This window comes from Pseudalkalibacillus sp. R45 (genome assembly GCF_052246725.1).
Classification (GTDB): Bacteria; Bacillota; Bacilli; order Bacillales; family Fictibacillaceae; genus Pseudalkalibacillus.
This window is the reverse complement of the sequence record NZ_JBQQCL010000011.1, coordinates 69,499-95,671: the sequence shown is the minus strand read 5'-3', so window position 1 is coordinate 95,671 and position 26,173 is coordinate 69,499. Positions and strand designations below refer to the sequence as shown.

Genomic DNA, 26,173 nt, shown 5'->3' with positions numbered 1-26,173 from the left:
GAAAAAGATGAAATTCTGTCCGAACTCAAGGCAACTTTGGTCAGGAAGAAGAGGAAATAGCAAATCACTGTCCGAACCAGTTCCTCCTTAAAACAACAAAGAGCTGCGGTAACCAACGTACTTGGAAAGGAAGTATTTTCAAAAGAGTTTCCTATTCGAAAGAGACGTTTTTCGTGTGCTATACTTTTTTTATCTAGCAATCTTATAAAAATGGGTGAATAACAAATGGAAATTCTGAAGAACGATTGGTCTGACGTACTTGAAGAGGAATTTCAAAAAGACTATTATTTGGAGCTGCGCGATCGACTGAAGACAGAATACGCATCCGGTCACGTTTATCCGGACATGTATGATATTTTCAATGCCCTCCATTTTACTCCTTATGATAAAGCGAAGGTCGTTTTAATCGGACAGGATCCTTATCATGGACCAGGGCAAGCCCATGGATTGAGTTTTTCAGTTCAACCTGGTGTCCGACAACCGCCATCACTGCAAAATATCTATAAAGAGTTGAAACAAGACATCGGCTGTGAACCACCGAATCATGGGTCGCTAATCCACTGGGCTGAACAAGGGGTATTGATGTTGAATACCGTTCTTACTGTCCGGCACAAGCAACCGAACTCCCATAAAGGGCTTGGCTGGGAGCATTTCACAAACGCTGTCATCCGTACATTGAATGAACGGGAAAAACCTTTGGTGTTCTTATTGTGGGGAAAACACGCTCAGCAAAAAGAAGAGCTCATAACGAATGATCATCATTTGATTATCAAGTCACCCCATCCGAGTCCTTTTTCAGCAAATAAGGGATTTTTCGGAAGCCGTCCATTTTCAAGAATCAACAATTTTCTGCGTGAAAATGGAATCGAGGACATCGATTGGCAAATTCCTCACATAAATGAAACCGACTGAATCTGTCCATACTAGATGAGAACAGAGGAGGTTGATTCTATGGGTGCCATTCAACGAGGTGCTTATACATTTGAAATCGAGTATAGTGTGTCTCATCAAAACGGCGCGGTCCATGTGTATGAAGGCGGAACGTTCAAGCAAGAGCTTCCCTTTGATTTCACAGGGGATAAGCCCAATGAAGATGAAATCGAAAAAATGATCGACCAGTATTATGACAATCTGACATAAATAAAGAAAGCTTGGCAAAGCCAAGCTTTCTTTATTTCTTTGTTTTCTTTCTTGATGAATCGACAGATGGTCCTTTTTCATAGCCAGTTCCTTGTCCTTCAGGCTGGGAGGAAGGAAGCCCAATCGTCGTCGGATCCTTTTTCTTTTTCTTCAATATGATCACCTCCGTCTCCTTAGTTTTCCCAGAATGCCTGACTTAATCAGTTTCAATGTGTAAAAACTTAAGAGAAGGGGAAGTGTTTGTACAAAATAAGTCCAAAGGAGGGAATAAGGATGGGAGATAAAATCTATCACATTTTACCGAATGAAGATAACAATCGTTGGGAAATAAAAGTCGAGGGACGTGACCGGCCGGAGAAAACGTTTGATACGAAAGAAACCGCCTACCAGGAGGCGCAGGACCTCGCTGATGCATCAAGGCCGAGTCAGGTGGTCATACATCGCCAAAATGGTGAAGTAGAAGATGTAAGCAAATATTCGACAAATGGTTGAAGACATAGAAAAAGAGGCTGCCGTTTCGGTCAGCCTCTTTTCATGACTTCAATGACCCGTGATAGGTTTGAAAGGAAGTTCTTTTAATAATTCAGAGTTCTGGAGGTTTCTTGCGTAGGGTTCATTCTCCATCCTCATTCCCATGTCCTCGACTACCGTCTGCTCTTTTATCGATATTACCACCAGGTGCAGTAGTAGAGCCAGGGTCTTGTGGTTCGTCACGAACAGGATGCATCTGCTGGTGTGTATTTTCCATATAGATGCTTCTGCTAGGAAATGCGACAGAGACACCTTCTTCATCAAGAATTTCCATGATACGGAGGTTGATATCCTGCTTTACATCCAGGAAGTTGATCCATGCAGTCGTTTTTGTAAAGAAATAGATCATGATGTCAAGACTGCTACTGTTGTAGTTATCGAAGTTGACGATGATCAATTCTGGGTGGACTTCTTCATGCTCTTTCAGCAAATTCCTGATTCTTTCAACAACTTTTTCAAGTTTTTCCTTCGGTGTCGTGTATTCGACTCCCAGGTTGAAAGAAATCCTACGCTTTCTCATCCGTGTCCAGTTCGTTATCGGCTCATTGGCGATATTAGCGTTAGGTACTGTGACATGAGCATCAGCAAAAGTTCGGACTTGCGTGCTCCGGAATCCGATATCTTCGACAATGCCTTCGACAGACGGTGTTTGTATCCAGTCACCAATAGAAAACGGTCGTTCCATAATGATGACGACTCCGCCAAATAGATTTCCCAAGGCTTCCTTCGCCGCAAAAGCAAATGCTAGTCCCCCGATCCCCAGACCGGCAACGAATCCATTGACGTTATATCCCCATTCCTGTGCCAACACACTGATTGCAATTGCACCAATCACGACCTTCAATACCCTGGAGAAAAAAGGAATCAGGATCTGGTCCATTTGCAGATCCAACCGCCTGTGGATGCTCCTGAAAAGGATGGAAGACGATGACGAAAGGTTAATCAATCCCCATGTTACGAGAATGATGACCGAAGTCCGGAACAGCCTAAGAGGCAAGTGAACATCCTCTGTACGCATGTCCAGTGATTCATAAGCAAGATAGAGTCCTAAAAAAATGAAAAACGCATTCAAAGGTTTTTCAAAAGCCATTAATATTTTATGAAGGACCTTAGTTGATGATTTATCAGTCAATCTAGAAATCAATCTGAAAATATATTTTGTAAATAGTTTTCTAAAGATGACAAATGCAATGAAAATCGCTATAGCAATACCGACATCAATCCAAAGGTTGAAATCGGTTACGTAATCGACCGTTGTATTGTACCAATCCGCCATGACGTTAACTGCACCCCTTCTATGTAGGCTATAAACTTAAATCTATCAAAAACGAGTAGGAAGGTAAAATATTCAATACGATGTACATAAACATTCTTTCTATGTTAGTCAGAAATGGGGGTGCACAAACGTTATTCATTTATTTTCATAGGTTCGGTCGGGTCTTACTTCAACGCTTTGAAGTAACCAACAATCAACTGGAAGCTTTTTCACGTTCAGGACCCAAAATTCTGCTGTACCACGACATTACAAAAACGCTCGTTCCTAGCTGCAGGATAGAAGTGAATTTCGCAAAAATCAACAATAAAGTATACAAAATCTATTTTATCAAAATTCACCACTGAAATATGTTTTTGTTTTGCTATAATTGGAACTGATTACCATGACAGGGGAGCAGCAAATGACTTTATTCGAACAAGCTAGAAAAATAGCAGAAGTTTATAAGACAAATCCAAAGCTTGAAATGATTTTTTTAGGAGGATCGGTTTCGAGAGGATGGGAAGATCAGTTTTCTGATGTTGAACTTTTTTTGATATGGAATGAACCACCTGAGGATCAGGATCGCTTGCATCCAATCAACCAGGCGAAAGGGGTGATCCTGAATTTTCATCCTTATGAAGATCAGGAATGGTCGGAGTCCTTTTTGGCAAATGGGACAAAATTTGAAATCAGCAGTTTCCTAGGATCGACAGTTGAGGGGTATATCCAATCGATGAAGGATGGGGACATCTCCCTAGAAAAACAATGTCTGATCGGGGCGATTTCAGATGGCGTTCCCTTCAAAGGAACGGCAATATTTGAAGGTTACCTTGAATCTATTTTTTCCTATCCAAAACCTTTAAAAGAAAAGCTTATTCTCCATTCGTTTGACTTCGATGGTAGTTGGCAAAGCCGTGAAGCTCTTGCTCAACGAAAAGATTCACTTTTCCTTCATTCAATACTCGTGGATGTTTCAAAAAAATTACTCGTCACATTGAGTGCATTGAATGAAATGTATATCCATCATCCAGGATTGAAATGGCTGCATGAAACGAGTGAAAGGATGGAAGTGAAACCGGAGTTTTTTTCAGATAGGATTCATCAGATACTTACAAATGCGTCATTAAGGGTTAGTATCACTCAATTGGAGGAGTTAATCAGAGAAACCGCACAACTCATTCAACTACATTGTCCTGAGGTGAGCATTGAGGACCAGTTGAAGAGAGCGCAATCTGCTCGGCCAGGAGCATCTGACAAGTGATAAGTTGTTAGTTAGACCGTTTTAATAAGAGGGAGGGGGCTGTCCCGTAATTGTTTAGCACTTGATGACAGCCCTCTGATTTATGCAAATTAGGGATGTGCATGGTTTTATCATTCCCTCAACACAGCTTCAGAGAAAGATGCTTTGCGGCGATCATTCCCTGTGCCGTTGCATTGGATATGCTCGAAAAAACAGGGTGTGTACATACATCACCAATTGCGTAGATGTACGGGTCGCTTGTGCGTTGACAAGAATCAACCTGCACATAATTCCCTTCATCGAGGCTGACGTATTCTTTTACGTATCGGATGTTCGGTTGGACGCCGATCCGGATGAAGACACCTTCAACGGACAAATGAGTGACTGAGTTGGTCAAGCGGTTTCGTAAATCGACTCCGACGATTCCGTTTTCTGCGTGTTGAATGTTTTTGACAACCGTGTCACATAAAATGTTGATTTTAGAATGATCCGTCACAGGCTTCTTAAATTCTTCACGTGCCCGGAATTCTTTGGAACGATGGATCAAATAAACGCTAGCACCGCTTTCTGCCAATAACAGGGCACCTTCGAATGCGCGATCGCCACCCCCAACTACAACCACTTTTTTCCCTTCAAAACGATGTCGGTCCTTTGTGGCAGAATATATTTCACCACGATCGATCATTTCCTGCTCACCTGGTATGTCGAGTCGTCTTACTGTAGTACCGGTTGCAAGAATCAAATAGTGATAATTGAGTTTCGATTCTTTTTCATTTTGTATTAGTGAAGTGATTCGATTGGTATGGTCAAGGCGATGGATTTTCATCTTTACATGATAACGGGCATCCACTTCATCGATATGTTTGGTCAATTGTTGTTTAAGAGTTTGTCCATTTTCATAGATATATCCAGGGTAGTCCACGATACGGTTATAGATATCCTTCAATTGCCCACCTAACTCTGCCTGTTCTTCAATTAGTAGATAATTCAAGCCAAGACGTTGACACCAGATTGCCGCAGATATGCCTGCTGGACCACCGCCGATGATAAGTATATCCGTTTTTTTCACGATTGTTCACCCATTTCACATTTTTCAACCCATTGCTCAAACTCAAGCCAATTTTGGACCCGTTCAACATCTATATTGCGATTGTATCGATAATCCATTGCGACTGCTTTTCGTCCAGACTCTTCGAAAGCGATTAAATTGTGTGGTGCATCGTCAAAAAGAATATCTCCTCGGACCATATCCTTGCGGTGTGTGAAAATCAGATTTCTTGCCCCGATGAATGGAAGGTACTTTTCAACCCATTTTTCCTTTTCGGTGTATGCGTAGGTACGGCTGCTTGTAACGATGAGGATGTCATGGCGTTCAGAAAGCCTCCTCAATACATCTATTGCATTCGGCAATGGCTCCAGCCGGATAAACAGACCTGGCTCATCTAAAAAATCATAGATTTTAGTGCCGCATTCCGTTTTGACATATTTTTCACTTTGCCAGCAGTCAAGATCTTCTACACTAAGGTTATCGTCATATTTTTCGTTATATCGGCGATGCCATTCGCTCATCAAATCGCAGATCACCGAATCCATGTCGATCAAGAGGGTAATCATTTTTCTGCTCCTTTTGTGTCCCGCATTATGGTTTAAAGTATAGCAAGACTTATTGAAAAGATAAATCACTCACCAAAGGGGATTGTCTAAGAAAAAGACTCTTTTTTAAAAGATTGTTGCTTTTGAGTCATTTTAAAAAACTCACCTTGTGCAAGTTGATTGGAGAGCAAGGTGCGAGACTCCTCGAAAATGAAAATCGCATTTTCTTCGTACGATGTAACGCTGCCGAAGCTTTCCTTGTCCTACGGGATCAGCGTGCCTACTACCTGAATAATCTCCTCGCAAGGCATGCGACGAGGAAGCTCGCTTCGACAGGACTTTCTTGTAGACGCAGGAGCACAAATGCTTCCTTGAAAAGGAGACTCCTGAGGCCGCAAGGCGACGAGTGGGCTCACCGCACGCCCGCGGAAAGCGAGCATCCTGGAGCGGAAATCAACGACTTTCAAGAGCAACAAAAAAACAGCCAAGGAAAAACAGAAAAATGATGCATTCCCATCTGGCTTTTTCCTACCAGACGACATGATGCACCATTTTGTCATTATTCCCTATTCAATTTCTTCAGCTTTTCCACTTAAAATTTTAGGCTGATTATTTTCAAGACCGACCTCATAATTGCATTTATATAATACGGTTTTCGTACTTTTGTCTTTCTTACGCTCGAGGGCTTCTATAATGATCGTCACCTTATATTTATCCCCATCTTCGACTGGTTCACTGCTGATTTTGTTTTTAGTAATGTCTATCGTATGGATATATCCTTCCCGGAACTTTTTATAAGGCGTGTCCGTCTGCCATTTGCTTCCAAGCAGGGAATACGCTGTGACATAATCTCCAATTGCTAGACTGTTGAAGAAATAGTTGACCAGGTATTTACTCTTTTCTTCGTCTATTGTCATTTCAGAAGAAGGGAGTTCGATGTTATCACCAGATTCATTTGTATATTCAACAGGATCTTCGGACCACACTGAAATTTTATTGTGCACATCTGAAAGAGGGATGCTGAACCCGATTGACCCTTCTTCTGTTCCAGCTGAGTTAAGTGCGAGGACCAACCCTGTTTGTTTATCAATCAGTGGACCGCCACTGTTCCCTTTGGCGATAGGGGCAGAAATTTGATAGACATTCGAATAGGTATAACCATCAATCTTGAATTCCCGGTTCAGACCGCTGATGATTCCAGTGGTCACGGTGTTCTGTAACCCAAGGGGGCTGCCCAAAGCTACTACTTCATCACCAATCTCGGCTTCAAAGTCTGTTGCGATTTCAAGGAACTGTTCCCCTGCAAGCTCTGGAACTCGGACGACAGCGATATCAGTTGATTCTCCGATACCAATCAATTGCCCTTCGTATTGCTGAGCATTTGCTGTACGGACCATGATTCTCTTTCCGCCTTTGACCACATGGGCGTTTGTGACAACATCCCCGTATTCATTATAAAGGAACCCTGATCCTACGCTTTCACTATCATCATGAGTGACTTCCAGTTGGACGACGCTTTTTTGACTCTCATGAATGATTGTTTTCAGGTCCTTCTCTATAGGAGATTCCACTTTTTCATGTTCGCTGTTTTCGTGTCCTAGCGATGAGGTAGCCAGAACTTTTACACTGCTATAATGATCATGTAAGAAGTAACCTCCAACAACACCGGCGATCAGAATCAGGGAGGTTATGAAAATGGAGAGAATGGCAGGACGTTTCACTCTTATCCTCCCTTTCAATTATTTTAGTTTTATTTCATTTAAAGAAAGTATAAAATACTTTCTTCAATATAAGCGCAACTAAAGCTCAGCCTGCGCCAAAGGCTTGGCAAAGCCCGAGTTTTCTTTACTAATGCCATTATTTTAAATACCAATTCGCTTCATTAAATTCAACGTCAAGCTTTTTATCGATCATAAAATGGGTGTATTCAAATGTTCCTTTTTCGCCAGGATATAGAAGATCAGGATAGATATAGACTTCATTTTCATCAAAAACTTTCTTCTTATCAACCAGGGAATAAGAAACACGAATAGAGTTGATTGGAACTGTAGCTTTGCTTTTGACAGTCCCTTTAACGACAAGGTCTCCCAATTCATTCAACGACGTTTTGAGGGAGATGATCTCTAGAGCATCATTCAAATTACGTTCTTTTTCTTCTGCAGCTGCAATGAGGGCTTGTTCAAGTCGATGTTCCTCCGCCTTTTCGAAAGCGGCTTGTTCATTCTGGATGGTCGATTTCAAGTTGATGAGCTTCTCATTCTTCGGTTCGTGGTATAAACCTTTTTTTACAGAGGCAAGTGCAGCAGAGAACTGATGGTCTGTCAGTAGTGCATTCGCTTGGGCATAGGCGATGTTTGCAATCCGGTTGCGGAGGTCTTCGGCAATTTCTTTAGCTTCTTCAACATCTAGCTTTTCTGCTTTTATGAGGATCGGTTCCAGCTCTTCAAGCGTTGACTTACCGTTCATTTCGTATCTGATCTCTGCAACATTAACATTCATTCTTGTATTCTTTATATCTAGTTGGATCGTATCAGCTACTTTCCCCGAGTATCCTGAGACGATTTCCGAAGCCTTCTCGATCTGTTCAAAGGACTTGCTGAATTCTTTTTCCTCTTGATGTTTTTTGGCAATATGTAGACGTTCCTTTGCTTCGATTGCGGAATTGACAAGCTTTTTATTTTCCGTTGCCGCAGGAAATTCTGAGCGTATTGTAAGTGCTTCCTCGAAATGTTCACGAGCATCCTTATACTCACTTTCGAGTGCTGCTGTTTCCCCTTTTTTAAAAGATTCCATCGCGGCATTCGTCTTATTATGTTCACTATAAAAATAGCCTGATAGGCAGATTGCTGTAATGACGAGGGCTATGAGCGGTGTCAGCCAGTGCCAACGTTTTATGTCTTTTCTTGTAGGCTCTACCGTTTCCAGGCGTTTTGCTCCGCATGTTTCACAATATTGGTCATACGTGTGCAATTTATTTCCACAATTCGAACAAAACATTTTCTTCCCTCACTTTTAGCAGACTCCTGTATTTATTTTGTCATATATTAGGATTCTTTGGAACTATTAAAATGAAAATATTTCAAGTTTTTTAAAAATGCCACAAATGGTTACATCAATTTCCTTAATGGATAGGTGGAGCCGTGCCGTCAGTATTGGTACAATAGATAACAAATTGTGTATCGGGATGGATGAAAAGTGAAAAAATTCGCTATAAATAAATGGATTGGAGGTCGGGTGCTCAAGACAGGTCTTGCAGCCTTCGTCACAGCACTGATCTGTAACATTTTCAATCTTCCAGCTCTATTTGCAGTCATCACAGCAATCGTTACAGTTGAACCGACAGCGTCCGACTCAATAAAAAAAGGAATGATCCGTTTTCCAGCGGCAATGATTGGTGCTGGTTTTGCGATGCTTTTCGAATCGATGCTTGGGCAGTCTTCACTCGCTTATGCCTTAGCCGCAACGCTTACACTGGCGGTCTGTCACAAATTACGGCTCGATGCTGGGATGTTGGTTGCTACGTTGACAGCTGTTGCTATGATTGCAGAAACGGAAGACCAATTTGTGAACTCTTTTTTTGTGAGACTCAGCACAACGCTGATCGGGCTCGTTGTTTCGACCATCATCAATTTCATTATTCTTCCCCCGCAATATAACGAAATGGTCATCAAGAAAGTAGACGAACTATACGAGGGCTCGGGTCAACTATTGACAAAGTTTATTGAAAGAAATAACTCGAAAGTCCTGCTGCTCGAATATCAACGCTTAAGCAAGGATTTAGAACGTACATTTTCGCTTGCCCAATATCAACGGGAGGAGTGGAAATACAGAAGACACAATTTGAAGGATATCCAGAAATTCGGTGTGGTTGTCAAAAAATTGGAATATTTCCAAAAGATTCTTTATCATTTCGGGAATTTGTTATATCTTAATATAGAGAAGGCAAAATTACCTCCAGACCAATCTCAGACCATCATTAATTCCGCCGCATCAATTGCCGCTATCTTAAAAGATCCCGAACACAACGTAAGTCAACAGCATGACAAGCTGATAGAAGAGCTTGATTCTTTATTCATTTCTGAGAGGGATCGCCGTAATGATACGGAAGCTTCCAGTACGAAACGACATATCTCACAACGTCTGACAATCATATATGAGTTACTCGCTTTAGAAGATGTATTAGAAGATTTGGAAAGAATCAGTAAGAAAAGATGAATTTATTTTTGGGTGAGATTTGAACCTTTTGTGGATTCATGGACAAAAAGTTGCCTCGCAGCTCACACATCTTTTATTCTTGAAGGAGAACTTTTGTTGAATAGGAGAGAAACCATGAATCAGAATTCATCTGCTACAAATAAGAAAAGCTACACGGGACTCGTCGTGTTCCTATCGATTTTAATAAATGCATTGGTCGTCGTCCTTTTCTTTTTACCTGAGTATGAGGGGGAAACGGGCTTTGACATCACAGTATTGCCATTATTGAATGCAATTTTCAATAGTTTTACGTTTGTGTTTTTGCTAGCAGCGCTTTGGTTTATCCTGCGTAAAAACATCAAGCTGCACCGCCGCTTCATATTTGCGGCATTCACATCAACAACATTGTTTTTAATCTCTTACGTTTCGTATCATTACTTAGCTGAATCAACTTCATATGGCGGAGAAGGACCATTAAAATACATCTACTATTTCATTTTGATTACACACATCATTTTAGCAGCAGTCATCGTTCCATTAGCACTATTGTCCCTGGTCCGTGGTTTGACCATGCAAGTTGAAAAACATCGTAAAATTGCAAGGTGGACAATGCCTTTATGGCTTTATGTCAGCTTGACAGGAGTATTGGTCTATATTCTGATATCTCCTTATTACTAGTTACTAGGCTTTGCTAAATTCATGTTGATTTAATATGGGGAAGACTTTAATTGAAATTCACGACACTCCTGCAGAAAGCAAGCCAAGTGAGAGTTCACACCGAGAAGCAAGCTAGGAGGCTTGCGAATCACCGGGAGGATTTTAGAAAGTATAACAGAGCCTTTTACTCAAAGCGGGGTGGCCCATGAGCCGGATGGAACTTGATACTCGAAAATTGAATCGGAAAATTCTCAATGTCTACTGGTTGATCATTTCTTTAGCGATCATCATCAAGCTCATCAATTATAATTTCTCCGATGCACCATTAGGAGAGTACCTGATCTATTTTGTAGCTATTCCAGGCGTAATCGGGGCTTTAATCGTCATGGGTTCAGAGATTGCTGTCCGGTTGGACAATCCTATAAAAGATTTTATCGTCATCACGGCTGGGCTTTTGATTGCGCTTAATTTCATTTACAGCCGGCCCGACTTGATCATAGTGAAAGCGGCTTTGTTTTTGCCTATTCTTACATCTGGCGCTTATTTCAAAAAGAAGATCATCCTATACACGACTGCATTGACCATTGTCAGCTATTCCATACTTTCGGGCATTGATCCTATGCTGAGGAGTAGTATCGGTGTCATCGAACATTTCACATTACTGGCGATGCTATCAATTGCTGCCCTTGCTGTTATCGGAATCACTGAAAGAGGGTTAGAGCTGACAGAGCATTATCGCCAGTCAATAGAGGACCAACAGGATCTTCTTGTGAAAAATACACTGATGGAAAAGTTATCGAAAACCGATTCCTTGACGGGTATGTATAACCAGATCTCATTCCATCAATACTTGAACGAACTGCTTGCGCACCATTCGCAATATCATTTTTCAATCCAAATGGCGATCTTTGACCTCGACAATTTCAAACAGGTCAATGACACGTATGGCCATCGTGCTGGTGATGAGGTGTTGAAACAAATCGCGGAATTGATCCAGAAAGAGATCACCAGTGATGATTTTGCTGCACGTTATGGTGGAGAGGAATTCATTGTGCTCTTTGTCGGAAAACCGATGGAAAGAACGATTGAGTTGATTGAAGGAATCCGAAGTAAAATCGAACGTATTTCATTCCGCGTATTGGAAGGATCACGGGTGACTGTTAGCATAGGGGTTAACGAATACGAAGCAGGCATGGGAAAAGAAGCATTCTTTGAAAAAGCGGACAAACTCCTGTACTCTGCAAAGCGAAATGGTAAAAATCAAGTGAAGACAGGCTAGAAAGAACCTCGGTATGCGCAGGTTTTTTCTTTTTGGTTTTGTGAGAGAGAAAGACGGTAGCCTATCCGAATAATTGTTCAAAGATGTTTTCGCAAAACTTTGTTGCTCTTGCACTTAAAGAAAGTATAAAATACTTTCTTCAGTATAAGGGCAACTAAGGCTCGACCTACAAAAGGCTTGGTCTCGTCAAGTTTTCTTTAAAAGTCGTTGGTTTCCGCTCCAGGATGCTCGCTTTCCGCGGGGCGTGCGGTGAGCCCACTCGTCGCCTTGCTACCTCAGGAGTCTCCTTTTCAAGGAAGCATTTGTGCTCCTGCGTCTACAAGAAAGTCCTGTCGAAGCGAGCTTCCTCGTCGCATGCCTTGCGAGGAGATTATTCAGGTAGTAGGCACGCTGATCCCGCAGGAGTCTCGCACCTTGCTCTCCAATCAACTTGTACAAGGTGGTTCATTACCAAAATGCCCCAAAAGCGAAACCGCGTCCGATGATGGGTTTCACCTCACCCCATTCAATGGTAAAAGAGATACTTTGGAGCAACTACACAAAGTGTTAACAAAGCCTTTGCAAAAAATAAAAGGGATTGGCTATTCAATCGAGAATATAACGATTCTGCTAATTTTTCAGGGAGGGTTCAATATGACAACAATTGCATTCATTAGACATGGGGTTACGAATTGGAATCTAGAAGCAAGAGCTCAAGGGCAATCGGATATTCCTCTTAATGAAGAAGGAATAATGCAAGCGAAAGCATTAGGTCGTCGGTTTGAAGGAGAAGAATGGGATATGATCTACTCGAGTGACCTGAGCCGTGCAAAAACGACAGCAGTAGCGGTCGGGGAGGTTCTGAACCTTCCAGTGCAAACGGATGAAAGACTTAGGGAACTGCATTGGGGAGAAATGGAAGGCACGAATGAGGAGGAGCGGATTGAACGTTGGGGTGAGAACTGGAAGGATCTTGACCTTAAATTTGAAAAAGAAGAAAGCATAGTAACAAGAATTCAGTCCTTCATAGATGAGGTGCAGCATAAACATCCTGACGAGCGGATCATCGTCGTCAGCCATGGCGCTCTACTCAATCATTTGTTCACGCACTTGAAAAATGATTTTGAAAGATGCCGTTTTGGTAATACATCCGTATCGATTTTCAAATTTGTTGATAAAAAGTGGGAAATTCAGCTTCTCAATTGTTCTGAACATCTTTCGACGATTGAGGAAAGAGAAGCTTGAGCGAATATTATCACTTCAGTGAAGAAGGGCAAATCAAGGAGTTCCAACCGCGAAAATCGCCCTCTTTTCCGGAGGAGCCCCCTTATGTTTGGGCGATAGACAAAGCGCACAGCCCTCTCTATCTGTTCCCGAGAAACTGTCCGCGTATCGCATTTTGGAAAAACGACTGCACTACAACTCAAGATATTCTAACGTACAGCGTTAATACAAAGATGGTCATCGTAATTGAAAATAGCTGGGTAGAGCGGTTGAAGAGCGGGGTTCTCTATCAATATACGTTTGATGGGGACTCCTTCAAATGCTTTGATCGTAACGCAGGGTATTACACCTCCCGTTCAAATGTGGTTCCTACCTCTGTCCAAAGGCTGGAAGGGTTGCCTCAGCTGCTTGAAAAAGAAGGTACCGAAATACGGTGTCTACCGACTTTGAAATCGTTACGATATGAAATTCCGAGATCGACGTTAAGCTTTTCGATGATCAGGATGAGGAATGCAATAGAGTAATTCCTTCTTCAAGTCAAACGTGGTATGATGGATTAATGAATTTTCAAGTTGGAGGAGACATCATGAAATCATTCATCATACGTTTGATAAGTTTTGTGCTTGGACTAAGTTTAATATCACTTGGAGTCAGTTTAACGATAAAAGCAGAATTAGGAACAGGTGCCTGGGATGCACTCAATGTCGGTCTCTCGAAAACGATTGGTTTGACCGTCGGAAGCTGGGTGTTCATTGTGGGCGTCGTGTTGATAATATTGAATGCAATCCTCTTGCGAACACGTCCTGACGTTCTTGCTGTCATTACGATCTTTTTAGCAGGAGTATTCATTGACAGCTGGCTGCTCGTGGTTTTTGATCAATTCACTACGAGTGGATTGGTTCAACAAATCATCATATTCGCAGTCGGGATGTTGATTATAGCTTTTGGAATTTCTGTTTATTTGCAAGCGAAGTTCCCGCTTATCCCGATTGATAAACTTATGTTGGCTATCCAGGAACGACTGGGTGTCAGTATGGGAGTTGCAAAAACGATCGGTGAATTATCTGCCCTTGTTGTCGCTTTTCTTTTTAGCGGCCCTATAGGATTAGGAACATTGATTGTCACATTCACGATCGGTCCACTTGTCCAATTGTTCGCACCACCTGTTCAAAAATTTCAGCAACGTTTACAATCGTAATGACGAGGATCACCTTTTCCAATGAGGTGGTCCTTTTTCAGTATAGAAGGAATTTGTAAAGTTGTTCAGTATAGTAAACAATAAAGAAAGAAATGGAGGTTATCCAAATGAATGCAGGAACAGTGAGAGAATTGATCCGTTATCCCGTAAAATCCATGCAGGGGGAATTTTTATCAGCAATCCGAGTCCATGATTACGGGGTGGAAGGGGACAGGGTATTTGCATGGGAAAAGAACGATAAGCCGGGAGAACATCTGACCATCCCAGATTCACCATTCCTATTGGAGTATGATGTGAAACTTGAAGAAGAGGGCACACTCGTATTCATAAAAGAGGGTGAGCGTTTTGAGCAGGATAACCAGAAAGTCCAAAAAGAATTCGAAGATAAAGCAGGGAGGAGGATCTCTTTGGTCCATACAGACCCAGAAGGTACAGGGCCCTCCTATTGGGATTCGCCTTTATTACTTACGAGCAAAGAATCGTTGAAAGAACTGAAAAAGTTATGTGATCGGGAAGAAATGGATATGCTGCGTTTCCGACCGAACCTGGTAATGGATCTTGAGGAGGAAAAGCCTTTTGTAGAAGAGTCATGGATCGGTAAAGACATCAAGATAAACGATGTAATCCTCCATGTTGAAAAAGGCTGTGAGCGCTGTGCCTATATCAATGTAGACGCCAATACCCAGGAAGTCGATACGAACGTCCTCAAGACTGTCGTCAAAGAAAACAAACAGATCTTCGGCGTTTATGCATCTGTAAAAAAGACAGGGACGATCAATGTTGATGATACGATTGAAGTACTATGAAGTGAACCTACAAAAATAGGAGACTTCAAAAAAGAAGTCTCCTCATGTCAGCTCCGGCGGTTTACGATGTTTCGTTGCTTGTTCATACGCATATGCAAGACCAATCAGGGAAGGTTCACTGAATGCAAGGCCTGAGAATACTACGCCTACAGGCTGTCCCTCTTCTGTAAAACCTCCAGGTACAGTAATGGATGGGTAGCCTGCTTTAGCGGCTACCCCTGCGCCGTTTGAATTAGCGAACAGAAGGGCATCCAGTTGATGTTCTGCCATTACCACATCGATCCCCCTTGTCCGGGAAAGTTGCAGGTCACGCAATCGACTCTCAATATACTCCGGTTCTGTCAATGTACCTGATGTCTTATCTGATTCAATCAGGATATCTTGGCCATATTTCAATACACGATCTTGATGCTCCTCATTAAACCGGATCACATCTGATAAAGAGTGGACAGGAGAGGTGGATGGTAATTTACTCAAATACGCATTCAGATCAGATTTGAATTCATACTTCAGGACGTTGTAATCCCACGTATGATCCGCCTCCATCGGTGAAATCGATTCAAGTTCGATGATGGTAGCCCCTGCTTCCCGAATATCCTCAATCGCATTGTCCATCACCTTCCGTTGCGGCTCAGGGAGAATATCGATATAGAGGGAACGGGCTACCCCGATTCTTGTGCCATGAAGCGCATTTGCATTCAAGAAAGACGTATAGTCGCGATAACTTCGCTCCATGCTTGTTTGGGTGATCCTATCTTTCTGATCCTGCCCTGTTAATGCCCCTAACAAGATTGCTGCATCTGTTACAGAACGCGCAATCGGACCAGCCGTATCTTGACTGTGTGACAGCGGGATGATTCCTGCACGGCTGATAAGCCCGACTGTCGGTTTGATTCCGATAACGTTGTTCTGACTGGCAGGGCTAAGGATAGAGCCAGAAGTTTCGGTACCGATGGCAAGTGTAGAGAAATGCGCTGAAACGGCCACTGCCGAGCCAGAGCTTGAACCGCCGACATCAAAATGACTTCCATACGGATTGAGCACTTGCCCGCCTCTAGAGCTGTACCCATTTTTCATCGACATGCTCATGAAATTCGCCCACTCAGTCATATTCGACTTACCTAAAATGACTGCACCCGCTTCACGTAGTTTCATTGCAACTGTTGCATCTTCTTCGGCATAGTGGTCAGCGAGTGCAAGTGATCCGGCGCTTGTATGCATCAAGTCTGCTGTTCCGATATTATCTTTTAAAAGGACCGGGACCCCGTGCAGAAGACCTCTCATCCCTTTCAGATTCCGTTCTGCATCAAGTGTTTCCGCAATTTGCAATGCCTCTGGATTCACTTCAAGTACAGCATCTAAGTTCGCTCCGGCATGGTTGTTTTTTGCGATATATTCCAGACAACGGCTGACAAGCTGCAGTGAAGACAGCTCACCATTGTTCATCGCTTTTTGGATTTCAAGGATCGTGGCACGTTCCAACCAATCCTCATTGCGCAGTTTATAACTTTCCCTCATTCCTCTAGACTCCTTTTATGTAATCTAATAACTACTTTCAACAGTATTGAACCGAACTCCTTTTATAAGAAGGGACATATACTGACAATTTTCTCCGAGAATCTGATACGATAAACAAGCGATTAATTAATAGCAGAGGGACAATGTTGAATTGTATCCGCTTTCATACTACTATTAAACTATAAAATTGGTCATCTTTGGCTGATTGGGGGAAGGTGAAATTAATGGGGAAGACGAAACACACTGGTCCAATGAAACTGAAAAAGAATCCCGATCCATCCTTATGGGTGAGCAAGGTTCCATTCGGATTGGGTAAAATAAAGCCGCATCATATACGAGATACAGTAAAAGTTGCATGGGAAAACAAAGACAATCTTCCTTATGCAACACGAATTTTGACTCAAGGCGTATGCGATGGCTGTGCCCTTGGAGTTGCTGGTTTACAGGACCAAACGTTACAAGGACCACATTTGTGTACGACAAGGTTGAATGTTTTACGTTTGAATACGATGCCTGAAATGAAGCATGAAGTCATTCACGCAGACATTGATGAGCTAAGGAAAAAGAGCAGTACAGAATTACGGAAACTAGGAAGGATTCCCTATCCATTGATTCGAAAGCCGGGTGAAAAGAAGTTCAGCCGCCTTTCCTGGGATAACGCTCTTGACCTCATCGCAGAGAAAATGAAGAAAATTGACCCGAAACAGTACGGATTTTATTTGACGTCACGCGGCATAACCAATGAATCGTATTACACGGCAGCGAAGGTTGCACGTTTCTTAGGTACGAATAACATCGACAATGCCTCACGAATCTGTCACTCACCTTCAAAAACTGCATTGACCAGGTCACTAGGGATTGGTGCTTCCAGCTGTAATTATAAAGATTGGATCGGAACTGATGTTCTAGTGTTCTGGGGCTCGGTTGCAGCCAATAACCAGCCGGTTTCAACAAAATATATGTATGCAGCGAAACGCAAAGGGACAAAAATCATTATCATCAACCCTTACTACGAACCATCGATGGAGAAATATTGGATACCTTCGATTGCTGAGTCAGCTTTATTTGGTACGAAAATTGCTGATGACGTCTACCAGGTCAACATTGGCGGTGACATTGCATTCATGCATGGGATCATGAAGCACTGGTTTGAGATGGAAGAGAAAGCACCAGGCTCTGCAATCAATCATGATTTCATACGCGAGCATGTCAATGGACTCGCTGAACTGAAAGAAAAAGTCCAGTCCTATGATTGGGAGACGCTTGAAAAATCGGCCGGACTATCAAAAGAGCGAATCGAAGAGCTTGCAATCGTATTGGCAAAATCAAATTCTGCTGTATTCGTCTGGTCGATGGGCTTGACGCAGCATCGCTTCGGAACCGATAATGTCTCGCAAGTTGCCAATCTCGCACTGTTACAAGGATTTTTAGGAAGAGAACATTGCGGTGTCATGCCGATTCGCGGGCATTCCGGAGTCCAGGGGTCTGGAGAGATGGGTGCTGATCCTTTCGTTCTTCCTGGCGGTGGATTCACTGATCAAAACGTTGATCGTGTTGAAAAGGTATGGGGATTTGATATACCAAGATGGCAAGGTGATATTGTCGGTGTTTCCCTTGAAAATGCTTTGCTTCCAGAAGAGCATGAACGAAAATTGAAGCTTTATTACATGTCGGGGGGGAATTTCCTCGAGACGATGCCGAACCCTGATTTTGTCAAGCAGTGCTTAGAAAGTGTTGATATACGTGTACATCAGGATATCATTTTCAATACATCCACCTTCGTTGATGCGAAAGAAGCAGTGGTCGTACTCCCAGCAATGACGCGATATGAGCAGCCTGGAGGAGGAACCTCAACTTCTACGGAACGAATGGTATACTTTTCGCCGGAAATCAAAGGTCCTCGAATAGAAGAAGCGCGCTCAGAGTGGGAAATCTACGTGGATTTGGCAAAGCGCGTAAATCCTGAACAAGCACACCTTATTGATTTCAAAGATGCGCAGGAAATCCGCGAAGAAATTGCTGAAGCGGCTCCGAATTATGATGGAATCCAGCATTTGAAAGAGAAAGGTGATGTATTTCAATGGGGCGGAGCCTGGCTTTGTGAGGATGGTGTATGCCCGACACCTGATGGGAAAGGCAATCTGATCACGATGGATCTTCCGGAGCTCCGTAAAGCAGAAGGACACTTTTATGTGACCACGCGACGAGGCAAGCAATTCAATTCCATGATCTATTCCGATCAGGACCCGTTCAATCAGGCGGAACGTTATGATGTTTTGATGAATAAAAAAGACGGGAAAAAATACGGCATCGAGCAAGGGGATGCAATCGTTGTTTATAACAAGCATGGATTATTCCATGGGAAAGCGCGATTTGTCGATGTCAAACCTGGCAACATCCAGGTACACTGGCCGGAAGGAAATGTCCTCATTCCAAAAGGGGTTTATGAGCAATACGCAGGAATCCCTGAGTATAATACAGCTGTTATTGTCGAAAAATCAGAAACCTTCCATGCGCAAAAAGATACGAAATACCTTGAAAAACGGATTGAAGAACTAGAAATGGAAGTCGGATGAGATCAAGAAGAGAAAGGGTGAACTTTTTCAATTCCCCTTTCTTTTTCAATGTCATTTAAAGAAAGTATAAATACTTTCTTCAATATAAATTCGCAAAAAATAATTATCATTAACAGAGACTTTCAATTAAATTGGCTCTTTTCTAAAAGATTGTTGCTTTTGAGTTATTTTTAATAAATCATCTTGTGCAAGTTGATTGAAGAGCAAGGTGCGAGACTCCTCGAAAATGAAAATCGCATTTTCTTCGTGCGATGTAACGCTTCCGAAGCTTTCCTTGTCCTGCGGGATCAGCGTACCTACTACCTGAATAATCTCCTCGCAAGGCATGCGACGAGGAAGCTCGCATCGACAGGACTTTCTTGTAGACGCAGGAGCACAAATGCTTCCTTGATAAGGAGACTCCTGAGGTCGCAAGGCGACGAGTGGGTTCACCGCAAGCCCCGCGGAAAGCGAGCATCCTGGAGCGGAAATCAACGACTTTTAAAGAAAACTTGGCGAGACCAAGCCTTTTGTAGGTCGAGCCTTAGTTGCCCTTATACTGAAGAAAGTATTTTATACTTTCTTTAAGTGCAAGAGCAACAAAGTTTGCGAAAACAGCCATTAAATTTCACGAATAGAAAGGACAGACAGGATATGGCGGATAAATTGATTTTCGAACCATCTTGGGAAAAGGCGATTGCAATCCAAGACCGAAATAAAATCGAACAGTTACATAAGAAATCACCCATACAGGAAGGGAAACTGACATGGACACCAATCCGAGCTGCAATGAATCATCATGGATCATTGTTAGCAATGGTCCTCATCCAAAATGGTACAACAGAAACGTTTGAAGCGGACGGCATCCTCATCGATTATTATGAAAAAGAAAGAGGAGTTGTCGCTTCATCCCGTTTTGAGTTCTCTCAGGTTGTCGTCCCTTCCAATGCTTCAATGCCCTGGACATTTGTTTTTCCAAAAGTAACCATACGGCAACGCCCTCTGCTAATTGATTGGAATTTAAAACTATCTAAAAATTCAAAGGATTGAAAAATATTAAAATTTTTCCTACTCTTGTACTATTTACTATGGTAAAATAAGTATGATTATACATTCGAAAAGGGGGATTTTATATATGAAGTTTAGAAAACTCTCACTTGTTATTGCTAGCTTACTAGCTATTGCAATGGTAATGACAGGGTGCGGTTCACTTGGCGGCGGAGCAGACGCTGATCCAGAAGAAATCAGCATGCTGACAGGTGGTACGGGTGGTACATATTATCCACTTGGCGGGGAAATCGCAACCATCATGTCTGACAACACAGAGAAAACAGTATCAGCACAGGCTTCTGGTGCTTCAGTAGAAAATATGCAAACGCTTCAAGATGGGGAAGCAGATCTAGCATTCACTCAAACGGACATTGCTAGTTATGCAGTCGATGGGAAGTTGATGTTCGAAGATGCTGCAACTGATAATGTACAAGCTATTGGTACATTGTACCCTGAAACGATTCAAATCGTGGTTTTGAAAGATAGTGACATCGAGTCTGTGGAAGATCTTAAAGGGAAAAGGGTCTCGATCGGAGATGTCGGAAGTGGAACAGCAGAAAATGCAAAACAGATCCTTGAAATCCATGGACTGACTCTTGATGACATCGAAGTCGAAAACCTGGCTTTTGATGAATCAACAGAACTCATACAGGATGGCGATATTGATGCTGCATTCATCACATCTGGAGCACCGACAGGTGCAGTTGAAGGACTTTCAGCTCAAAAACCGGTTCGTATTGTGCCAGTTGCTGCTGACAAAGCAAAAGAACTTAGCGATAAGTATCCGTTCTATGCTGAGGACACGATCCCTGCAGGGACATACGGCCTTGAAGAAGATGTAGAGACAGTAGCTGTATTGGCGATGCTTGTAGCTCGTGCAGATTTGAGTGAGGATGCAGTTTATAATTTGACAAAAGCATTCTTTGACAACGTTGATGGTGTCAAGCATGCAAAAGGCGAATTGATCAGCCCAGAAAAAGCCCTTAATGGTGTCGGAATCGATCTTCACCCTGGTGCAGAGAAATACTTTAAAGAAGAAGGCTTGAAATAAGAACCTAATGAGTGAATGAGGCTGGCTCAAAAACTGAAGTGACACCTTTCCATCTCTTGTTTAGTTGGAAAACGTCACATACGAATTGAGTCAGCCTTCCTTATATCATTGGCTCTGTCCGGATGTGTTGGATGATGAAAAAATATATGAAGATTTTGAGCAGCTTGATTATTGTGATCGGGCTTATTTTAATAGTGTTTATACCTTATGGAAAAGTATTAGCCATATCTTTTGAAAATAGCGGGAAGGTCATTGCGTATGTGAAGGTGGACGAGAATGCTCGTTTTCACATTCAATACACACACTCAGTCCATCATACACCCGTAAAGGAAACTTATAAAATCAATGAAAACGAAGAAATCGTCCAAACAGAACTAGCCTATGAAAACTTTGCCATCGGCATGCCTTCTAATGCTACGGGTGAGGAAAAGTTCGTTGAAAAGGACGGGACCTATTACATTACTAATATGAATAGGATTTTTCCTTATATCGACGTTCGAATCGGTCAAATCATTGCAAATCATACATTAATCTTAAACAATGATGAGTTCCCTTTGGATCTGGTTGTTGAACCAGGCAGCTGGATCCGTTTGAAGGTTCAACCTATGAATTTATGGCAACGGCTGAAAGGAGATGAGATTTTTGGATGAAAAAGGTCTGAAAAAAGACCAGCAGGTTACAGATGAAGAATTAGAGCAAATGATGGCGAAATACGATCCTGAAGCCGGTTTTCGTAGATTGACAGGAATTCTGGGCTGGATTGTCACGATACTTCTATTAAGTTTTTCTTTATACCAATTATATACGTCTACCCTTGATCGCTTTTCACCACAGGTACACCGTTCCATCCACTTAGGGTTTGCTCTGTCTCTAGCTTTCTTACTGTTTCCCGCGTCTAAAAAGAAAAAGGCGAAGGATGCGAAACGGAAATTCCAGATCACATGGCTAGATGGATTGCTGGCCTCATTGAGTGTAGTTGTAGGGCTCTATTGGCCATTCAATATCAATGAACTCGTCCAGCGGGTCGGACGACTTGAAACGATGGACCTCCTAGTAGGAGTCCTTGCGATTGTACTCGTACTAGAAGCGACACGTAGGGTAGTCGGGCTTCCGATTACGATTATTGCGGTGGTCTTTTTGTCTTATGCTTATTTAGGACCGATCATGCCAGGTTTCTTACAACATCGGGGGATCGGAATCGAACGGATCATCCGTACAATGTTCTTTACGACCGAAGGAATTCTTGGAACACCTTTGAAAGTTTCATCCACGTTCATCTTCCTGTTCTTACTATTCGGAGCGTTTTTAATGAAAACCGGTGTGGGTCAATACTTCAATGATCTGGCAGTTGCTTTGACGGGGAGACGTACCGGAGGACCAGCGAAGGTTGCAATTTTCTCGAGTGCGCTTCAAGGGACGATTTCTGGAAGCTCTGTCGCAAATGTCGTAACTTCAGGATCATTTACAATCCCGATGATGAAAAAGCTCGGTTATCGGAAGGATTTCGCTGGAGCTGTAGAAGCCGCTGCATCTACCGGAGGACAATTGATGCCACCGATCATGGGAGCTGCAGCATTTCTGATGGTCGAATTCATCGGTGGAGGTATCACGTACTGGGAAATTGCGAAAGCAGCTGCGATCCCAGCTTTGCTCTATTTTACGGGAATTTGGATCATGACCCATTTCCAGGCGAAGAAAATCGGTTTGAGGGGTCTGAGTAAAGAGGAAATGCCTGACAGGAAAGAAGTATTGAAAAAGATCTACCTTTTAGCACCTATTTTCGTCGTTGTCATTTTACTGATGTCAGGGAGGAGCGTCACAAGTGCAGCTCTCTGGTCGATCGTCTCGTGTATCGTGGTCGGAGCGATCAATAAGGATACCAGGATGGGACCGAAGGATTATGCAGAAGCATTGATCAACGGTGCCCGTACTGCGATCGGCGTCGCGACCGCAACAGCCTGTGCCGGGATCATTGTCGGGGTCGTAACCCTGACAGGTCTGGGGCTTAAAATGGCAGGTGGTCTGATCGACCTGTCGAACGGTATCCTGTTCTTTACCCTATTCTTTACGATGGTAGCCTCGATCATCCTGGGTATGGGATCACCGACGACCGCAAACTATGTTATTACGGCGACAATTGCTGCACCAGCATTGTTAGCCCTGAATATTCCTGAATTGTCTGCCCACATGTTCGTCTTCTACTTTGGTATCATAGCGGACATTACACCACCGGTAGCTCTGGCTGCCTTCGCAGCTGCGGGGGTCTCTGGCGGAGAGCCGCTCAGGACCGGGGTGAATTCGGCAAAACTGGCCATCGCCGCATTCATTATTCCATATATATTCGTCTACTCCCCTGAGTTGATGATGATCGATACGACGTGGGATCAGACCCTATGGATCGTCTTCACATCCGTTTTAGGTATGATTGCGATTGGAGCAGCGATGATCGGTTATTGGATGAGGAAAACACATTGGGTTGAACGCATCCTCTCTCTTGGTGCAGGTATCATGCTGATTTATCCTGAAGGCTTTACAGATTTGCTTGGACTTGCAGTCTTCCTTGGACTTTTCGCATTGCAGTATTTTATCAAGTTCAATGAATCTGAGCAGAAACCACAATCAGCAGGTGCATAAGTTTAAAATAGGGAGGGGCTTAATTAAAGCTCTCCCTCTTTATTTAAGAGACTCGTATCTATTATTCGTATCTGTTAAAAATTTTTCAAACCAATAAAATACTTTACCTGACCGAGGGTAAAAAAAGTGTCATATATTTTGACAGGACAAAAAGAAGAACGTTATAATTATCTCGAATTCGAGATAATTTCTCAAAAGGAGATCTAGCACATATGAAAGATTCATCATTGGAATTATTCGTTGTACTTTCCCGCGCATATCAATCAATTATGGAGGTGGCTCGAAAAGATATACAAAGGTTTGGTCTGAACTTGACTGAATTCGGTGTACTTGAACTTCTTTACCATAAAGGACCACATCCTTTACAAAAAATCGGCGGAAAAATTTTATTAGCAAGTGGAAGTATTACGTACGTCGTCGATAAGTTAGAGGAAAAAGGATACTTAGAAAGAAAAGCATGTGAAAAGGATCGACGAATCACATACGCTTTTTTGACGGAAAAAGGAAAGACGTTGATGGAAGACATTTTCCCTTCACATGAAGAAGTGTTAAAGCAAGCTTTAAGCGGTATTACGGAGGACGAAAAAACAGAGGCGATCCGGTTGTTGAAAGAGCTAGGGAAGTACGCAGCGGGAAGGAATTGATTTTTAGCTTGGCTTTGCCAGGTTTTCTTTACGACCTATATCTCGAATTCAAGATATATGAAACTAGTACATTTTTATCGAAATACGATTAAATTCAATCAGGTATGGGAATTTATAAACAGACGAAATTTTAGAGGAGTGATGTTTAAATGGCAACGAAAATTTTGATTCCTTATTACAGTGCTTACGGACATATCTACCAAATGGCTCAAGCGGTAGCAGAAGGAGCAAGTCGAGTAGAGGATACTGAAGTGAAGCTTGTTCGGGTGAAGGAATTTGCGGAAGTGAAGGATGCGATGTCTTCCCAAGAGTATTACGTGAAGGCGCAAGAAATTCAGTCTGACGTACCAGAAGCGACTCATGACGACTTGCGGTGGGCTGACGGAATCATTTGGGGAATCCCGACACGTTATGGATCGATGCCTGCACAAATGAAACAATATCTCGATTCAGCTGGTGGATTGTGGATGAACGGTGAACTTGAGGGTAAGGCGACGGCTGTGTTCACTAGCACAGGGTCCGTCCATGGTGGTCAAGAAGCGACAGCCCTCACATCTTTCGTGCCATTCATGCATTTCGGGTTAATCTATGTTGGGTTACCATATGGTGAAAACCCAGAACAGTTGACTGCAGAGGCAAATGGGGGATCCCCTTATTCTGCATCGACGATTGCGGGACCACAAGGTGGAGAACAGCCGAAGGAAGTTGACCTTGTCATGGCAGGACGTCTTGGGGAACGAGTGGCTAAAGTTTCAAAAGCGCTAAAACCACTACGATAATTTGGGAAGGATTGACCGAGTGGAGGTCAATCCTTCTTCTCACCTAAGGAAAGTATAAATACTTTCTTCAATATAAGGGTAACTAAGGCTCAGCCTGTGCTAAAGCTTGGCAAAGCCCGAGTTTTCTTTAGAGGTAAAGTTATCATCATGCAAGGAGGACCATTATGACGTTAAAAATAGAAATTTATTCTGATTATGTATGACCGTTCTGTTATTTAGCGGAGGTTCCGCTAGCAGAAGCGATGGAAGGTAAGGATGTTGAAGTAGAGTGGATGCCGTTCGAGCTGCGGCCAGACCCGGCACCAACGCTTGATCCCGATTCGGACTATATTCGAAATGCCTGGCATCAATCGGTCAAACCACTTTCTCAAAAATTAGGCGTAAAGATGAACCTTCCGCCAGTTCAACCAAGAACTCACTTGCCATTTGAGGGATTTCAATATGCGAAGGAACAGGGAAAAGCAAACGAGTACAATCATAGAATTTTAAAGGCATTTTTTGTGGAAGGAAAAGATATTGGTCAGATAGATGTCCTGGTCGATCTTGCTGAAGAAGTTGGCTTGGATGGTACGGAATATCGCAAATCGCTTGAATCGAGAAAATATAAGGAAAAGCATCAGGAAGCGTTAAGGACAGCAGTAAAGAAGGATATCAGAGCAGTCCCCACATTTTTCATTGGTGACCGGAAACTCCAAGGGTTATATCCTGCAGAGCGACTTTCAGAAATCATAGAGGAAGAACTGAATAACTTGAACAGCAACTCCGATGCATTTGAAGGAACATCCTGTGACGTTGATGGCTGTTGAAAACTACTGACTCGTTCAGTAGTTTTTTATTGCATTTAAA

27 protein-coding genes are annotated in these 26,173 nt (G+C 42.7%); 19 read left to right on the top strand and 8 right to left on the bottom strand.

Annotation, left to right across the window (positions count from 1 at the left end):
• Positions 1-225 precede the first annotated feature (225 nt).
• The gene (locus tag ACTWQL_RS17535) at positions 226-912 is read left to right on the top strand and encodes a uracil-DNA glycosylase (RefSeq protein WP_443143723.1); all 687 of its coding nucleotides are present in this window, start codon (positions 226-228) and stop codon (positions 910-912) included.
• A 39-nt stretch (positions 913-951) separates the two neighbouring features.
• The gene (locus ACTWQL_RS17530) at positions 952-1,140 is read left to right on the top strand and encodes a DUF5370 family protein (protein ID WP_443143722.1); all 189 of its coding nucleotides are present in this window, start codon (positions 952-954) and stop codon (positions 1,138-1,140) included.
• A 31-nt stretch (positions 1,141-1,171) separates the two neighbouring features.
• Here ACTWQL_RS17530 and ACTWQL_RS17525 read toward each other — a convergent pair whose 3' ends face one another.
• Positions 1,172-1,294, bottom strand: coding sequence for a YuzL family protein (locus ACTWQL_RS17525; RefSeq protein ID WP_261131241.1), 123 nt, complete (start codon positions 1,292-1,294; stop codon positions 1,172-1,174).
• A gap of 119 nt (positions 1,295-1,413) precedes the next feature.
• Here ACTWQL_RS17525 and ACTWQL_RS17520 point away from each other — a divergent pair, with 119 nt between their 5' ends.
• Complete coding sequence (locus ACTWQL_RS17520; RefSeq protein WP_443143721.1) at positions 1,414-1,632, top strand: DUF2188 domain-containing protein; 219 nt, start codon at positions 1,414-1,416, stop codon at positions 1,630-1,632.
• Positions 1,633-1,753: 121 nt separating this feature from the next.
• Here the strand turns inward: ACTWQL_RS17520 and ACTWQL_RS17515 are convergent, their stop codons facing one another.
• Positions 1,754-2,947, bottom strand: coding sequence for a mechanosensitive ion channel family protein (locus ACTWQL_RS17515; RefSeq protein ID WP_443143720.1), 1,194 nt, complete (start codon positions 2,945-2,947; stop codon positions 1,754-1,756).
• 400 nt (positions 2,948-3,347) lie between these two features.
• Between ACTWQL_RS17515 and ACTWQL_RS17510 the strand changes: the two genes are divergently transcribed.
• The gene (locus ACTWQL_RS17510) at positions 3,348-4,187 is read left to right on the top strand and encodes a DUF4037 domain-containing protein (RefSeq protein ID WP_443143719.1); all 840 of its coding nucleotides are present in this window, start codon (positions 3,348-3,350) and stop codon (positions 4,185-4,187) included.
• Positions 4,188-4,305: 118 nt separating this feature from the next.
• Here ACTWQL_RS17510 and ACTWQL_RS17505 read toward each other — a convergent pair whose 3' ends face one another.
• From ACTWQL_RS17505 to ACTWQL_RS17490, 4 genes are all read right to left on the bottom strand, one after another.
• Positions 4,306-5,235, bottom strand: a complete 930-nt coding sequence (locus tag ACTWQL_RS17505; RefSeq protein WP_443143718.1) for an NAD(P)/FAD-dependent oxidoreductase — start codon at positions 5,233-5,235, stop codon at positions 4,306-4,308.
• Positions 5,232-5,780, bottom strand: coding sequence for a 5' nucleotidase, NT5C type (locus tag ACTWQL_RS17500; protein WP_443143717.1), 549 nt, complete (start codon positions 5,778-5,780; stop codon positions 5,232-5,234). Before ACTWQL_RS17500 ends, ACTWQL_RS17505 begins: the two co-directional genes overlap by 4 nt.
• Before the next feature lie 545 nt (positions 5,781-6,325).
• Complete coding sequence (locus ACTWQL_RS17495; RefSeq protein WP_443143716.1) at positions 6,326-7,480, bottom strand: S1C family serine protease; 1,155 nt, start codon at positions 7,478-7,480, stop codon at positions 6,326-6,328.
• Between the two features lie 136 nt (positions 7,481-7,616).
• Complete coding sequence (locus ACTWQL_RS17490) at positions 7,617-8,756, bottom strand: hypothetical protein (protein WP_443143715.1); 1,140 nt, start codon at positions 8,754-8,756, stop codon at positions 7,617-7,619.
• A 198-nt stretch (positions 8,757-8,954) separates the two neighbouring features.
• Between ACTWQL_RS17490 and ACTWQL_RS17485 the strand changes: the two genes are divergently transcribed.
• The 7 genes from ACTWQL_RS17485 to ACTWQL_RS17455 all read left to right on the top strand — a co-directional run bounded on the left by ACTWQL_RS17485 (position 8,955) and on the right by ACTWQL_RS17455 (position 15,096).
• Positions 8,955-9,974 carry an FUSC family protein gene (locus ACTWQL_RS17485; protein WP_443143714.1) on the top strand — a complete coding sequence of 340 codons (1,020 nt, stop codon included), beginning with the start codon at positions 8,955-8,957 and terminating at the stop codon, positions 9,972-9,974.
• Between the two features lie 114 nt (positions 9,975-10,088).
• Complete coding sequence (locus tag ACTWQL_RS17480; protein WP_443143713.1) at positions 10,089-10,631, top strand: DUF420 domain-containing protein; 543 nt, start codon at positions 10,089-10,091, stop codon at positions 10,629-10,631.
• Positions 10,632-10,815: 184 nt separating this feature from the next.
• On the top strand, positions 10,816-11,889 hold the full coding sequence (locus tag ACTWQL_RS17475) for a GGDEF domain-containing protein (protein WP_443143712.1): 1,074 nt from the start codon (positions 10,816-10,818) through the stop codon (positions 11,887-11,889).
• A gap of 354 nt (positions 11,890-12,243) precedes the next feature.
• On the top strand, positions 12,244-13,113 hold the full coding sequence (locus ACTWQL_RS17470) for a histidine phosphatase family protein (RefSeq protein WP_443143711.1): 870 nt from the start codon (positions 12,244-12,246) through the stop codon (positions 13,111-13,113).
• Positions 13,110-13,616 carry a DUF6886 family protein gene (locus tag ACTWQL_RS17465; protein ID WP_443143710.1) on the top strand — a complete coding sequence of 169 codons (507 nt, stop codon included), beginning with the start codon at positions 13,110-13,112 and terminating at the stop codon, positions 13,614-13,616. The genes ACTWQL_RS17470 and ACTWQL_RS17465 overlap by 4 nt, the downstream gene beginning before the upstream one ends.
• Before the next feature lie 62 nt (positions 13,617-13,678).
• Entirely contained in the window at positions 13,679-14,290 is a 612-nt protein-coding gene (locus tag ACTWQL_RS17460; protein WP_443143709.1) for a YczE/YyaS/YitT family protein, read from the top strand.
• Positions 14,291-14,397: 107 nt separating this feature from the next.
• Positions 14,398-15,096 carry an MOSC domain-containing protein gene (locus ACTWQL_RS17455; protein ID WP_443143708.1) on the top strand — a complete coding sequence of 233 codons (699 nt, stop codon included), beginning with the start codon at positions 14,398-14,400 and terminating at the stop codon, positions 15,094-15,096.
• Between the two features lie 42 nt (positions 15,097-15,138).
• Here the strand turns inward: ACTWQL_RS17455 and ACTWQL_RS17450 are convergent, their stop codons facing one another.
• Entirely contained in the window at positions 15,139-16,614 is a 1,476-nt protein-coding gene (locus ACTWQL_RS17450) for an amidase family protein (protein WP_443143707.1), read from the bottom strand.
• 224 nt (positions 16,615-16,838) lie between these two features.
• Between ACTWQL_RS17450 and ACTWQL_RS17445 the strand changes: the two genes are divergently transcribed.
• On the top strand, positions 16,839-19,190 hold the full coding sequence (locus tag ACTWQL_RS17445) for an FdhF/YdeP family oxidoreductase (RefSeq protein ID WP_443143706.1): 2,352 nt from the start codon (positions 16,839-16,841) through the stop codon (positions 19,188-19,190).
• A gap of 126 nt (positions 19,191-19,316) precedes the next feature.
• On the opposite strand, the gene ACTWQL_RS17440 is transcribed toward ACTWQL_RS17445, so the two are convergent.
• Positions 19,317-19,517, bottom strand: coding sequence for a hypothetical protein (locus ACTWQL_RS17440; RefSeq protein ID WP_443143705.1), 201 nt, complete (start codon positions 19,515-19,517; stop codon positions 19,317-19,319).
• A gap of 306 nt (positions 19,518-19,823) precedes the next feature.
• Between ACTWQL_RS17440 and ACTWQL_RS17435 the strand changes: the two genes are divergently transcribed.
• The 7 genes from ACTWQL_RS17435 (at position 19,824) to ACTWQL_RS17405 (ending at position 26,133) form a co-directional block, all read left to right on the top strand.
• Positions 19,824-20,219 carry an SLAP domain-containing protein gene (locus ACTWQL_RS17435; protein WP_443143704.1) on the top strand — a complete coding sequence of 132 codons (396 nt, stop codon included), beginning with the start codon at positions 19,824-19,826 and terminating at the stop codon, positions 20,217-20,219.
• Positions 20,220-20,304: 85 nt separating this feature from the next.
• Positions 20,305-21,270 carry a TAXI family TRAP transporter solute-binding subunit gene (locus tag ACTWQL_RS17430; protein WP_443143703.1) on the top strand — a complete coding sequence of 322 codons (966 nt, stop codon included), beginning with the start codon at positions 20,305-20,307 and terminating at the stop codon, positions 21,268-21,270.
• A 131-nt stretch (positions 21,271-21,401) separates the two neighbouring features.
• Positions 21,402-21,920, top strand: a complete 519-nt coding sequence (locus ACTWQL_RS17425; RefSeq protein WP_443143702.1) for a DUF1850 domain-containing protein — start codon at positions 21,402-21,404, stop codon at positions 21,918-21,920.
• Positions 21,921-21,969: 49 nt separating this feature from the next.
• Positions 21,970-23,904: a TRAP transporter permease gene (locus tag ACTWQL_RS17420; RefSeq protein ID WP_443143754.1), complete on the top strand. Its 1,935-nt coding sequence runs from the start codon at positions 21,970-21,972 to the stop codon at positions 23,902-23,904.
• Positions 23,905-24,116: 212 nt separating this feature from the next.
• On the top strand, positions 24,117-24,548 hold the full coding sequence (locus tag ACTWQL_RS17415) for a MarR family winged helix-turn-helix transcriptional regulator (protein ID WP_443143701.1): 432 nt from the start codon (positions 24,117-24,119) through the stop codon (positions 24,546-24,548).
• 149 nt (positions 24,549-24,697) lie between these two features.
• On the top strand, positions 24,698-25,327 hold the full coding sequence (gene wrbA, locus ACTWQL_RS17410; protein ID WP_443143700.1) for an NAD(P)H:quinone oxidoreductase: 630 nt from the start codon (positions 24,698-24,700) through the stop codon (positions 25,325-25,327).
• 164 nt (positions 25,328-25,491) lie between these two features.
• Positions 25,492-26,133: a DsbA family oxidoreductase gene (locus ACTWQL_RS17405; protein WP_443143699.1), complete on the top strand. Its 642-nt coding sequence runs from the start codon at positions 25,492-25,494 to the stop codon at positions 26,131-26,133.
• Positions 26,134-26,173: the final 40 nt, after the last annotated feature.

What these genes read in the sequence shown, in the direction of transcription:
- ACTWQL_RS17440 (WP_443143705.1), bottom strand. Translation starts at nt 19,517, where the DNA reads ATGCCTTGCGAGGAGATTATTCAGGTAGTAGGTACGCTGATCCCGCAG.
- ACTWQL_RS17530 (WP_443143722.1), top strand. Translation starts at nt 952, where the DNA reads ATGGGTGCCATTCAACGAGGTGCTTATACATTTGAAATCGAGTATAGT.
- ACTWQL_RS17430 (WP_443143703.1), top strand. Translation starts at nt 20,305, where the DNA reads ATGAAGTTTAGAAAACTCTCACTTGTTATTGCTAGCTTACTAGCTATT.
- ACTWQL_RS17445 (WP_443143706.1), top strand. Translation starts at nt 16,839, where the DNA reads ATGGGGAAGACGAAACACACTGGTCCAATGAAACTGAAAAAGAATCCC.
- ACTWQL_RS17470 (WP_443143711.1), top strand. Translation starts at nt 12,244, where the DNA reads ATGCCTTGCGAGGAGATTATTCAGGTAGTAGGCACGCTGATCCCGCAG.
- wrbA (WP_443143700.1), top strand. Translation starts at nt 24,698, where the DNA reads ATGGCAACGAAAATTTTGATTCCTTATTACAGTGCTTACGGACATATC.
- ACTWQL_RS17490 (WP_443143715.1), bottom strand. Translation starts at nt 8,756, where the DNA reads ATGTTTTGTTCGAATTGTGGAAATAAATTGCACACGTATGACCAATAT.
- ACTWQL_RS17460 (WP_443143709.1), top strand. Translation starts at nt 13,679, where the DNA reads ATGAAATCATTCATCATACGTTTGATAAGTTTTGTGCTTGGACTAAGT.
- ACTWQL_RS17435 (WP_443143704.1), top strand. Translation starts at nt 19,824, where the DNA reads ATGGCGGATAAATTGATTTTCGAACCATCTTGGGAAAAGGCGATTGCA.
- ACTWQL_RS17515 (WP_443143720.1), bottom strand. Translation starts at nt 2,947, where the DNA reads ATGGCGGATTGGTACAATACAACGGTCGATTACGTAACCGATTTCAAC.
- ACTWQL_RS17455 (WP_443143708.1), top strand. Translation starts at nt 14,398, where the DNA reads ATGAATGCAGGAACAGTGAGAGAATTGATCCGTTATCCCGTAAAATCC.
- ACTWQL_RS17500 (WP_443143717.1), bottom strand. Translation starts at nt 5,780, where the DNA reads ATGATTACCCTCTTGATCGACATGGATTCGGTGATCTGCGATTTGATG.
- ACTWQL_RS17480 (WP_443143713.1), top strand. Translation starts at nt 10,089, where the DNA reads ATGAATCAGAATTCATCTGCTACAAATAAGAAAAGCTACACGGGACTC.
- ACTWQL_RS17425 (WP_443143702.1), top strand. Translation starts at nt 21,402, where the DNA reads ATGATGAAAAAATATATGAAGATTTTGAGCAGCTTGATTATTGTGATC.
- ACTWQL_RS17535 (WP_443143723.1), top strand. Translation starts at nt 226, where the DNA reads ATGGAAATTCTGAAGAACGATTGGTCTGACGTACTTGAAGAGGAATTT.
- ACTWQL_RS17420 (WP_443143754.1), top strand. Translation starts at nt 21,970, where the DNA reads ATGATGGCGAAATACGATCCTGAAGCCGGTTTTCGTAGATTGACAGGA.
- ACTWQL_RS17475 (WP_443143712.1), top strand. Translation starts at nt 10,816, where the DNA reads ATGAGCCGGATGGAACTTGATACTCGAAAATTGAATCGGAAAATTCTC.
- ACTWQL_RS17510 (WP_443143719.1), top strand. Translation starts at nt 3,348, where the DNA reads ATGACTTTATTCGAACAAGCTAGAAAAATAGCAGAAGTTTATAAGACA.
- ACTWQL_RS17415 (WP_443143701.1), top strand. Translation starts at nt 24,117, where the DNA reads ATGAAAGATTCATCATTGGAATTATTCGTTGTACTTTCCCGCGCATAT.
- ACTWQL_RS17450 (WP_443143707.1), bottom strand. Translation starts at nt 16,614, where the DNA reads ATGAGGGAAAGTTATAAACTGCGCAATGAGGATTGGTTGGAACGTGCC.
- ACTWQL_RS17520 (WP_443143721.1), top strand. Translation starts at nt 1,414, where the DNA reads ATGGGAGATAAAATCTATCACATTTTACCGAATGAAGATAACAATCGT.